Annotated in this window: 12 protein-coding genes; 7 read left to right on the top strand and 5 right to left on the bottom strand. The window is 67.2% G+C overall.

What is annotated here, in order from left to right:
- Positions 1–3 precede the first annotated feature (3 nt).
- Positions 4–852 carry a fumarylacetoacetate hydrolase family protein gene (locus tag ABFX56_RS08130; RefSeq protein ID WP_346232748.1) on the top strand — a complete coding sequence of 283 codons (849 nt, stop codon included), beginning with the start codon at positions 4–6 and terminating at the stop codon, positions 850–852.
- 13 nt (positions 853–865) lie between these two features.
- Here the strand turns inward: ABFX56_RS08130 and ABFX56_RS08125 are convergent, their stop codons facing one another.
- Genes ABFX56_RS08125 through ABFX56_RS08115 form a run of 3 tightly spaced genes read right to left on the bottom strand, consistent with a single transcriptional unit; the run spans position 866 to position 3281 of the window.
- Positions 866–1555, bottom strand: coding sequence for a GntR family transcriptional regulator (locus ABFX56_RS08125; RefSeq protein WP_346232747.1), 690 nt, complete (start codon positions 1553–1555; stop codon positions 866–868).
- Entirely contained in the window at positions 1552–2529 is a 978-nt protein-coding gene (locus ABFX56_RS08120; RefSeq protein WP_346232746.1) for a DMT family transporter, read from the bottom strand. Before ABFX56_RS08120 ends, ABFX56_RS08125 begins: the two co-directional genes overlap by 4 nt.
- A 41-nt stretch (positions 2530–2570) precedes the next feature.
- Positions 2571–3281 (bottom strand): NUDIX hydrolase, encoded by a 711-nt coding sequence (locus ABFX56_RS08115; RefSeq protein WP_346232745.1) that lies wholly within the window; start codon positions 3279–3281, stop codon positions 2571–2573.
- A 74-nt stretch (positions 3282–3355) separates the two neighbouring features.
- Here ABFX56_RS08115 and ABFX56_RS08110 point away from each other — a divergent pair, with 74 nt between their 5' ends.
- Positions 3356–4144 (top strand): MBL fold metallo-hydrolase, encoded by a 789-nt coding sequence (locus tag ABFX56_RS08110; protein WP_428834411.1) that lies wholly within the window; start codon positions 3356–3358, stop codon positions 4142–4144.
- 106 nt (positions 4145–4250) lie between these two features.
- Here ABFX56_RS08110 and ABFX56_RS08105 read toward each other — a convergent pair whose 3' ends face one another.
- Positions 4251–4727, bottom strand: coding sequence for a hypothetical protein (locus ABFX56_RS08105; RefSeq protein ID WP_346232744.1), 477 nt, complete (start codon positions 4725–4727; stop codon positions 4251–4253).
- 187 nt (positions 4728–4914) lie between these two features.
- On the opposite strand from ABFX56_RS08105, the gene ABFX56_RS08100 reads away from it, so the two are divergent.
- The 5 genes from ABFX56_RS08100 to ABFX56_RS08080 all read left to right on the top strand — a co-directional run bounded on the left by ABFX56_RS08100 (position 4915) and on the right by ABFX56_RS08080 (position 9861).
- Entirely contained in the window at positions 4915–7080 is a 2166-nt protein-coding gene (locus ABFX56_RS08100; protein WP_346232743.1) for a transglycosylase domain-containing protein, read from the top strand.
- Between the two features lie 34 nt (positions 7081–7114).
- On the top strand, positions 7115–7405 hold the full coding sequence (locus tag ABFX56_RS08095; RefSeq protein ID WP_346232742.1) for a hypothetical protein: 291 nt from the start codon (positions 7115–7117) through the stop codon (positions 7403–7405).
- Between the two features lie 77 nt (positions 7406–7482).
- The gene (locus ABFX56_RS08090) at positions 7483–8277 is read left to right on the top strand and encodes an MBL fold metallo-hydrolase (RefSeq protein WP_346232741.1); all 795 of its coding nucleotides are present in this window, start codon (positions 7483–7485) and stop codon (positions 8275–8277) included.
- 126 nt (positions 8278–8403) lie between these two features.
- A complete protein-coding gene (locus ABFX56_RS08085; RefSeq protein WP_346232740.1) occupies positions 8404–8877 on the top strand; it encodes a VOC family protein in 474 nt (157 codons plus the stop codon).
- Between the two features lie 51 nt (positions 8878–8928).
- The gene (locus ABFX56_RS08080; RefSeq protein ID WP_346232739.1) at positions 8929–9861 is read left to right on the top strand and encodes a pyridoxamine 5'-phosphate oxidase family protein; all 933 of its coding nucleotides are present in this window, start codon (positions 8929–8931) and stop codon (positions 9859–9861) included.
- 17 nt (positions 9862–9878) lie between these two features.
- Here ABFX56_RS08080 and ABFX56_RS08075 read toward each other — a convergent pair whose 3' ends face one another.
- Entirely contained in the window at positions 9879–10880 is a 1002-nt protein-coding gene (locus ABFX56_RS08075; RefSeq protein WP_346232738.1) for an SDR family oxidoreductase, read from the bottom strand.
- Between the last annotated feature and the right edge of the window lie 38 nt (positions 10881–10918).

Raw genomic sequence — 10918 nt, 5'->3', positions numbered from 1 at the left:
ACGATGAGAATCGGCAGAATCACGCACAACGGGACGCTGGAGTTCGCGGCATCTGGCCGCGACGGCAGCTGGGTACGACTGGCACAACTGGGCCTCGACTACCCGGACAGCGAGTCCCTGATTGCAGATGCCGAGGGCATCCGCTCGGCACTTCAGTCGCAGCCGGTTGGCGGCGTTGACCTGCCGGACGACGCGTTCGCATGCCCGATCGTGCGACCGAGCAAGATGCTCGCCGTAGGGCTCAACTATGCCAGCCACGCCAAGGAGACTGGGGCGACGCTACCGGAGCGCCCGCTGATCTTCGCCAAGTACCCGAATTCACTGACCGGACCGTTTGCCGACGTCGAGATCGGGCCGCGGGTCACCGAACAGGCGGACTACGAGGTTGAGCTGGCGGTCATCATCGGCCGCACCGCGAAGGGCGTGTCAGAGGCGGAGGCCCTGGACTACGTGTTCGGCTACGCGGTGGCCAACGACGTCTCCGCACGGGATTGGCAGCGGTCGGACGGGCAGTTCTCCCGGTCGAAGAGCGCAGACACGTTCTGTCCGATCGGGCCGTGGATTACGACGGCCGATGAATTCGATGGACCCGGTGGATTTGATCTGAGTTCCACCGTAAACGGGGAACTGCGCCAGAGCGGCGTGACCTCGGACATGATCTTCAGCACTGCCCAGATCATCAGCTATCTGGCGGCCACCGTCACCTTGAAACCCGGCGACGTGATCCTTACCGGCACGCCGCCCGGGGTGGGCCTTGGATTCAGGCCGCCGCGGTTCCTTACGACTGGCGATGTCGTGAGGTGCTCGATTTCGGGGCTCGGCAGCATCCAGAACCGGTTCGTCGCGTCATAAGCTGGCTCGCGTATCAGAGGTCCGGGTCGCCAGGCTTGGTGCGTCGCGACCGCAGGATGAGGTCGGTCGAGTGGGCCAGGTGGTCGCGCACGGCCGGCTCGCCGAGGCGTTGCACATCGCCGATGTACCGGCGGTGCTCCGCGACGAGCGCACCGGGGCCGTAGTGCGGACGAATGTGCAGCAGCAGGAGTTGAAGTTCTGCATCAAGCTGGCGATAACTGTCCGTGATCCGCGGGCTGGCCGCCCCGGTGACCAGCGCCAGGTGCAACCGAGAGTGGGCCCGCTCCACCGCGGCCCAATCATCCGGATGAGCGGAGCAGGCCTTCTCCAACTCCCGCAGGGCGGCCTCCAGTGCTGCGGTGATCGGACTCGGCCAGGGGCCATCGCCGAACCGATCATGGAGTCGGCGAACCGCGGCACTCTCCAGTGCACACCGCAGGTCCTGGAGCGCGACTAAGTCCTCGTCGCCCAACGCGGCGACCCGCACCCCGGCGAAGGGCTCTGCCGTGGCGAGCCGCTCGGCCGCGAGCAGCGCCAGCGCGGCCCGCACGGTGTGCCGGGAGAGCCCGGATTCCTCGGCGAGAACGCTCTCCCGCAGCGGCTGGCCCGGCGACAGAGCGCCATTGAGAATCCGCTCGCGCACCGTGGCCGCAAGCTCCTCGACCGCCCGTTGCCGCGGTGCCGTGGCGTGCAATGTCATCATCCCGCCGCCCGCAGCACCACTGCATCGGCGTTGCGCCGGCGCCGCCAGGGGGCGATGAGGATGGTGAGCCCGGCCGCGAGGACCACCAGACCCGCGACGGCCATCGGCGGCAACCGCTCGCCCAACAGCAGGAGACCCAACAGCGTCGCGGTAAGCGGCTCGCCCAGGGTCAGCGTAGACACCGTGGCGGCCGGAAGCCGCCGCAACCCCCACGCGAAGAGGAGGTACGCCACCGTGGTGGTCACAACGCCCAGCCAGAGGGCCATCGCCAGCCCGGACGGGGACGCCAGCCAGCTCGCATCCCCGGCCAGCAGTAGCGGCACCGAGAATGCGGCCGCCAGCCCGAAAACGCCGCCCATCGTGCCCACCGGACTCCAGCCGCTATCGAGCAGGGCCTTGCTGGCCAGCGTGTACACGGCATAGGCGGCGCCGGCGCCCACCGAGCTCACGATCCCGAGCACGCTGATCGTGCTCCCACCGACATCCGTCATGCCGCTGAGCAGGGTGACCCCGGCGGTGGCGACCAGCGTCGCGATCAGCCACAGCACCCCCGGAAAGCGGCGCCGCAACGCCCAGTCGAGCAGACCCGTGATCATCGGCGCGGAGCCGAGCGCGACAATCGTGCCGATCGCGACCCCGTTGAGCCTGGTGCCGAGGAAGAACGTGGGCTGGTAGGTCAGCACGCCGAGCGCGCCGATCACGACCAGTGCCGTCGTTCGTGTTCGCTCCCAACGCCCCCGGCTGTTCCCGTTCCGGATAGCTGTGCCCCGCGCAACGGAAACAGCAAGCCGCAACGGCGACTCTCCCTGCCGCAGCCACATGGTCCCGGCGATCAACGCGAGCAGGCCGCCGCCGATCAGGATGCGCGCGGCGCCGATCGACGACGAGGACGCCTCATTCGCTCCCAACGCCTGAGCCGTACCGGTGGTGCCGAAACACAGGCACGCCAGAAGAATGACGAAGTAGGGGCGCACGGACAATATTGTTACACAATCCGCTGCGGGAGAAGGTGTGACTACTGCACTGACTTGGTATAGACCCAGGGCAGTGTCCTGGCGTCCAGCCGATGCCGGGCACCGTCCTCCTCGAACAGGGCGTCATCCGCGTAAGCGATGTCTCCGTCCCACAGCATCACCGTCCCGTCCTCCATCGTGAGCATGCGCGTCGCGAAGTCCTGCCGCGCGGCATGTCGCACCGGATCGAGGGCATCGGCAGCGGAGTCGATTCCGACCAGGCCGTACAGGGTGACCCAGGTGGGCGGTACCAGCTGGAACTTGCCGCCGGCGTGCCGCTGCAGCGCCGCATCCGGGCTCAGCCAGGCGTGGTCGACGCACTCATTGGCGGAGAGGACGATCTCGCCCGCCGGCGCTGGAGCCAGGTAGAACCAGGTGCGGAACTTGCGTGGCGCCGCGGCCGGAGGTGTCCATTTCGAGGCGACAACGAGGTGATCTTTGGCCACTTCGAGACCGGTCTCTTCGCGCACCTCCCGCACCGCCGCATTTCTGGCCGCGGCCTCCTCGTCGGGCTGGGTCCCCGGACGCTGCGCGGGCCAGTCCTCAGGATCGACGCTGCCGCCCGGGAACACCCAGGCACCGGCGAAGGAGCCGCGGTTGCTCGGCCGCTCCACGAGTAGGACCTCAAGACCCGCGTCGCCATCGCGCACGAGAACGACGGTGGCGGCGACGCGAGTGCCGTCGGGTTCCGAGCTCGGAGGGATCTGCCGCATTCTGTTACGGTACCGCCGCCGGCTGAGGCGTGCGGGCTGCGACTCTACGGTGGAGCGCTGGTTAGGCTCTTGCTATGAGCCACGACGCTGTCGACGACGAGCCCGCTGCCGAAACCGTGACCACGATGGTGAGGCGGCTGCTCGCCCCGAACCCCGGCCCTATGACGCTGGAGGGCACCAACTCTTATCTAGTCGGCGCGACCGGCTCCGGCAGTGTGGTCGTGGTCGATCCGGGTCCGCTCGACGACACGCACCTGGCCGCGCTGGCGGCCACCCCGGTCGAACTCGTATTGCTCACTCACCGCCACCTGGACCACAGTGAATCCCGCGACGCCTTCGCGACCCTCACCGGGGCACCGGTGCGCGCGTTCGACCCGGCCCTGTGCATTGGCGGCCAGCCACTCACCGACGGCGAGCTGATCGCGGCCGCAGGCACACGCATCCGCGTCGTACACACTCCGGGGCACACCTCAGACTCCGTCTCGTTCCATCTGCCCGACGACGGCGGCACCGGCGTCATGCTCACCGGCGACACGATCCTCGGCCGCGGCACCACGATTCTCGATTTTCCCGACGGCACCCTCGGCGACTATCTGGAGTCCCTCGCCACCCTGCGGGCGTTCGGCCCGGCCACGGTACTGCCGGCGCACGGACCCGTGCTGCCCGACCTCGCCGCCGTCTGCGACGCCTATCTTCGACATCGACGGGAGCGACTCGAGCAGATTCGCGGCGCTCTTGCGCAACTGGGAGCCGATGCGTCGGTCGCTGCGGTCACCGACCTCGTCTATGTTGACGCGCCGGACGCCGTGCGGTTCGCCGCCGAGGCATCCGTGCGTGCGCAGCTGGCCTACCTGCGCGGCTGACCGGCCGACCGATACCGTTGCGGACGAGTGTGCCCGCCGCGGCGGCCGGTCTCGTCCGAAACGGTATCGCTCGGCCGCGGTGGTTCGGATGCCTCGAGCGAGTCGTCTAGGTCCGATGCGGGACCGCCCGGCGCCGCTTCTTCGGCTGCGCCCGGTTGATCTGTTTGCGCGCCGTCGACAGGCCCTCGCGGATGTGCTGCAACGGATGGTTCATGCACTCGATGCAGACCAGCCCGCCGTACACGATCCGATTGGTGAGATCGTCCGTGAGCTGCGCCTGCACCCGTAGTGCGAGCGGGTCGCCCAGGCGCCACGGGTCGAGCAAGAAGACCGTGAGCACCCAGAGCAGGTCTTCTGCGTGCATGGTGCGGGCGATGGCGTGTTCCGGGTCGAAGGCGCGCTCGACAGCGAGGAGGGCATAGTCCTCATCGCTCAGCATCCGGTCGCCTTCCGCCTCGATACACAGCCGCAGTCGCTGTTCCACCGCGAGGATGCGGCGTCGTGCGACGGGGGCTTGGTCCTCGAGGGCGTCCGCGAAGAAGCCCGCGAGGATGTCGTCGATGTGTGGTCGTGGTGTGTTCATGCGCACAGGATGGACCGCACCACCGACATCCCGGAGCTGTGAAGAATCTTAAGGTTTTCATATTGTGACCGTGGCTCCCTGGCGGCAGGAGAAGTGAGTGCCTATCCTTCATGGAATGACTACCCAAAATCGAGGGTTTTCTAGCGTTGTCGGGGGGCTCGGGGGCCTCCTCGCTTGCTGCGTCGCGATGGCGGTGCTGATCAGCGCGATGATCACTCCGGCGCTGACCATGACCGCGGCGGCCGCTGACAGTGCTATCACCATGTTCAACGAGCTTCCGAGCGACATCGCCCTGGGCACGCAGGCGCAGCAAAACGTGATCTTCGCCAACCGGGACGGGCAGCCCGTGCAGATCGCAACCGTCTTCGACCAGAACCGGCAGGTGGTGGGCTGGGACCAGATCTCGCCATTCCTGCGCGAGGCGGCGGTGGCCGGCGAGGACCGGCGCTTCTGGGACCACGGCGGCGTCGACCTCACCTCGATCGTCCGCGCGGCGACGTCGAACTTCGCCAGCCGAAAGACCACCAGCGGCGCCTCGACCATCGACATGCAGCTGGTGCGAAACATCCTCATCCAGGAGGCGTTGCAGATCGACGATCCGACCGCGCGCAAACGCGCCTACGATGACGCGATCACTGACACCATGGACCGCAAACTCAAGGAGGCCAAGCTCGCGATCGCCCTGGACAAGCGGTACACGAAGAACGAGATCCTGCTCGGCTATCTCAACATCACCGGCTTCGGTGGTCAGACCTATGGTGTCCAGGCCGCCGCGCGGCAGTACTTCAGCGTCGACGCAAAGGACGTCACGTTGGCCCAGGCGGCGAGTCTCATCGCCATCGTTCAGCAGCCCACTATGCAGAACCTGCGGAACCCGAAGTTCTACCCGGCTAACAAGGTCCGACGTGACCAGATCCTGGGCGACATGCTCGAAGAGGGCTACATCAACGAGCAGCAATACGACGATGCCATCGCCACGAAGATCGAGGACATGGTCAAGATCACCCCGCCGGCGAACGGATGCCTCTACGCCGCCGATGCCAAATTCGCCTGCGACTACGTGCGCCGCTTGGTGCCAACACTCACGTCGCTGGGCGGAAGCCCCGCCGAGCGGCAACGCAGCTGGGCGCGCGGCGGCTACCAGCTTTACACGAGCATCGACCTGAATCAGCAGGATGTCGCCCAGGCGAACCTCGACAAGAGCGCCCCGGCCACCGAGACCCGCTTCAAGCTCGGCGCGGCGGCCACTGCGGTGCAGCCGGGCACCGGTCGCATCCTCCTGATGGCACAGAACAAGATCTTCGACGACTCGGGCACCGGGGATCCCGCAACCACCACGGCGGTGAACTTCAACACCGACAAGAACTACGGCGGCTCATCCGGCTTCCAGACCGGCTCCACCTACAAGATCTTTGCGCTCACCAACTGGTTGCAGACCGGCCACGGCCTCTACGACATCGTGGACGGCACGCCCCGGCCGTTCCCGATGAAGAGCTTCAAGGCATCCTGCGCCCGTTTCGCCGGCGAACCCTATGCCCCCGGCAACGACGCAACGTGGGAGCGCGGCAGGATGAGCGTGCTGGATGCGACGCGCAACTCCGTCAACGTCGCGTTCGTCAGCATGGCCCAAAAACTCGACTTGTGCGCCATCCGGGACGCCGCCACCTCCATGGGAGTGCACCGCGCCGACGGGGCACCGCTCGACGTGTATCCGTCGTCCGTGCTCGGGACCAACGAGATCTCGCCGTTGACGATGGCCGCCGCCATCGCCACGATCGGCACCAACGGGGTGTACTGCGCCCCGACCATCGTGGACAAGCTGATCGGGCCGGATGGTAAGGACCTGCCCGGCCAGCCCAAGCAGTGCACGCAGTCGATCGACCCGAATATCGCCGCCACCGTCGCGTTCGCCCTGAAATCGGTGATGACCGCGGGCACTGGCACGGCCGGCAATCCGCGGGACGGCGTGCCGATCGTCGGCAAGACCGGGACCGCTGAGGAATCCCACCAGAACTGGCTCGTCGCCACCACGACCAAGGTCTCCTTGGCGGTCTGGGTCGGCAACATCAGCGGAGGCCAGAGCCTGCGGAAGATCTCGGTGGCCGGAACCAACGGCTACAACACGAAGTTCAACATCTTCCGGGCCACGATGGCCTCGCTCGACACCAATCCGGAATACCGCGGCGGTGAATTCCCGCCGCCGGATCAATCCCTGATGCGCCGGCCGCGGCCGGTGGCCCCGCCGGCGCCGAAGCCGACCGTCCCGCCGGTCGCTCCTGCGCCGCCCAGTCCCACCACCGAGCCGCCCGGGAACGGGAACGGTAACGGTAACGGTAACGGGGACAAGCCCTGACATGGTGCACTATTGATGCAGGGAGGCCACCGGGATGGGCTTGAGAAATCTGATCCACAAGGATGCCCGCATCGCCCTGTCGCGCACCCAGGGCCGGCGGTCGGCATCCTGGCTGATCATGGCCGCGTGCCTGGGCGTCATGATGCTGCTCTGGGGTGTGCCGCTTCCCGGTTGGGTCTTCGGGATCATCGTGGTGGTGCCGTTTGTTGCCCTCCTCGTGCTCGGCAACTACTGGGCGGGAGCCGACGAGCTCGCGGCGGCCAAGGCCGCGAGGGCCAAGCCGGCGGCCAAGCCAGCAGCCAAGCGATCGACCAAGGCACGATGAATCTGCGACGCTGACCTTCGGGGTTGCGCGCCATCGGACAGCGGCTTTGACTGGGGACTTTGCACCCGGGAGGTGCCATGTCTCGCAGCACGCGCAGTCGGAAGTCAGCCTCGTCGTCGGGCCATGCTGTGCTCACTCGCAACGTCGCCCCCGGCATCCACCGTCTGGCGCATGCCTACGTCAATTGTTACCTGGTGGAGGACGGCACGGGGGTGACCATCGTCGACACGGCGTTCCCCTCTACCTGGAAACACCTTCTGGCAGCACTGCTCGAGTGCGGACACAGCCCCGGTGACGTGACCGCCATCGTGCTCACCCACGGCCACTTCGACCACCTAGGGTTTGCGGCGCGTGCGGCATCCGACTTCGCGGTGCCCATCTGGCTGCAGGAACGCGACAGCGACATCGCCGCGCATCCGTACCGCTACCAGCACGAACGGAATCGGGCGCTCTATCCGCTGTTCTACCCGCGCGGGATGCGGGTGCTGGCGGCGATGGCGGCGGCCGGGGCGCTGCGGGTGAAGGGGCTGCGGGAGGTGCGGCGGATGCCCACATCGACGGTGCTGGACGTGCCGGGCAGCCCCACCGTGGTGTTCAGCCCCGGTCATACCTACGGGCACTGCGCTCTGTTCTTCCCCGATCGGGACGCGATCATCACCGGCGACGCGCTGGTCACCCTCGATCCGTACACCGCACAGACCGGCGCGCGAATCATCGCCGGCGCGGCCACCGCCGACTCCGAGATGGCACTCGCATCGCTGAGCGGGCTCGCTGCCACGGGAGCCCGGATCGTGCTGCCGGGCCACGGCGAGCCGTGGCGGGCCGGCATCGGTGCCGCGGTGTCGGCCGCGCTCGCGGTGGGGGCCGCCTGACGTGCGAACTGCGCGGATACTTGCGGCTGTCGGTCGTGAGCCGCGCAACTCAACCGCGCCAAGGCCTCCATTCAGAGAGATAATCATGGTAGTCGGCGTCGCGGCACGACGCCAAGGAAGGCAATAATGTCAACACCCACCACGACGCCAACCATTACGTCACTGCAGACCGGTCACGTCGCTCTCAACGTGACCGAGCTGGACCGCTCCAAGGCGTTTTACCAGCGACTGCTTGGCCTCTCGATCGCCAAGGAAGGCAACGACGCGGACCGGCGCTTCGTGTTCCTGGGCCGAGGCGGCAAGCTCGTCCTCACCCTGTTCCAGCAGAGCAATGGGGAATTCAGCCCGTCCACGCCAGGGTTGCATCATCTGTCTTTCCAGGTCGAGAGCATGGTACAGGTGCATGCCGCCGAGGCCATTGCACACGAACTGAACGCGCCATTCTTCCACGACAGCATCGTCGCGCACTCCGAAGGCTCCTCGTCCGGTGGTATCTTCTTCGCCGATCCGGATGGCATCAGGCTAGAAATTTTCGCCCCGACCGGGGCCGAGGAGAGCCCGGCTCCCAGCGGTGAGGCACCGACCTGTGGGTTCTTCTAAAACGAGCGGTCCAGCCGGTCGCCTCCGCAGCCGCACAGCCGGCTGGCCCCGATGAGTCAGCCGTTCCACCCCGGTGAGCTTGCCGTGCAGAAACGCGCGGGCAAGAGCTCCGGGGCGATGATCCGCAGATCGATACCCGAGATCGCCGCGGAGTTTCTGGTCAGCCGGCCGGCGATCGTTATTGCCGGCCGTGACCCGGACGAACGGATGTGGGCGACCATGCTCACCGGTGAGCCGGGCTTCATGCAGGCGCCGGACCCGCAGGTCATGGTGGTACACGCGCGACCGCTGGCGAGTGATCCGCTCGCGCGTCTGGTTGCTACCGGCGGTGAGGTCGGCACGATTCTGTGGGACCACCACGGGCGGATGCGCGTCAACGGGGTCTTGGACCCGCGAGCGGACGGGTTCGCCGTGAGCACGGTGCAGGTGTACTCGAACTGCGGCCGCTACATCGCCGAGCGGCATCCGCTGGAGACGCCAGAAACAGAGCCAGCGCCGGACGCCAATCTCCACGAAGGACCGGCCGCAGCGGGCATCGGCCCTGAACCGAACACCGGCACCGCGCTGACGGCAGCGCAAATGGAGGTGGTCCGGGCGGCGGACACGTTCTTCATCGGCACATCTCATCCGGACGGCCCTGCCGACGCCTCCCACCGTGGTGGAAACCCCGGATTCATCGACGTCGACTCGCCCCGCACCTTGCGCTGGCCGGACTACAACGGCAACGCCATGTTCATGACGCTCGGTAACATCACGGTCAACCCGCGCGTCGGGCTGCTCTTCCCCGACTGGGCCACCGGCGGGATGTTACAGCTCTCTGGACGGGCCAGAGTGGACTGGGATCCGGTGTCGGCGGCCGCGCTGGCCGGGGCGGAGCGCGTAGTCGAGTTGACCATCGATGCCGTGCGGCAGACCGAACACGCCCTAGACACGCGGTGGAGCACCGCGGTTCTCAGCCGTTATAACCCGAGCCGCGCTGCCTGACCCGACTGGCCTCCTGGCTAGCGTTTGCGGGTGAAGCGGCTGGCCACCACGAGCCGGTCGAACAGCGCATCCAGCTCCTGGTCGACCACCTGCTGCTCCGGATGCGAGGAGTACCAGTTGACGATCTCCCGCGCGCCGACGGCGAACGGGGTGGTGGCCACGAAGTCGGGCACCAGGGCCTTGATCTTGCTGTTGTCGAAGATCACCGAGTGCGCCCGGTCGCCCAGGTGCGAGGCGCCGAGTTCCGGACTCGCCGCCGCGAGTGCATCCGAGGGCACGTGCACGATCTCGGCCTTCACACCGGCGGCCGCGGCCAGGAGTTCGGTGATCTGATTCCAGGTGAGCAGTTCGTCCGAGGTGATGTGGAAGCTGTCGCCGATCGCCTGCGGGTTGCCGAGCAGACCAACGAAGCCCTTGGCGAAGTCGCGGCTGTGGGTGAGCGTCCACAGCGAGGTGCCGTCGCCGTGCACGATCACGGGCGCGCCGCGGCGCATCCGGTCCAGGGCGGTCCATTCGCCGGTGAGCGGCACCCGCGTCTGGTCGTAGGTGTGCGACGGGCGCACGATCGTGACCGGGAAGCCGCGCTGCCGGTAGGCCGAGACCAGAAGCTCCTCGCAGGCGATCTTGTCCTGCGAGTACTGCCAGTACGGGTTGCGCAGCGGGGTCGACTCGGTGATCGGCAGCCGGGCCAGCGGCTTCTGGTAGACGGACGCCGAGGAGATGAACACGTACTGCCCGGTGCGACCTTCGAACAGTTCGATGTCGCGTTGCACGTGCTCGGGGGTGAATGCGATGAAGTCCACGACGACGTCGAACCGGCGCCGGCCGAGGGCCTTGCGCACGGAGGCCCCGTCGCGCATGTCGGCGGTGAGGACTTTGACCCCGGCCGGAGCGGGCCGCAGCGAGGTGTGACCGCGGTTCAGGATGGTCAGTTGCAGGCCGCGTTGCACGGCAAGTTCGCTCGCCGCCGCGCTGATCGTGCCGGTTCCACCGATGAAGAGAACTCTGAGGTTGGTCACGCTCTCTACAGTTGCCGCTGCGGTGTTCAGCGTCAAGT

The sequence above is a fragment of the Parafrigoribacterium mesophilum genome (assembly GCF_039652555.1).
Classification (GTDB): domain Bacteria; phylum Actinomycetota; class Actinomycetes; order Actinomycetales; family Microbacteriaceae; genus Parafrigoribacterium; species Parafrigoribacterium mesophilum.
The sequence above is the reverse complement of the archived record's forward strand: the minus strand, read 5'-3'. Positions and strand labels throughout refer to the sequence as shown.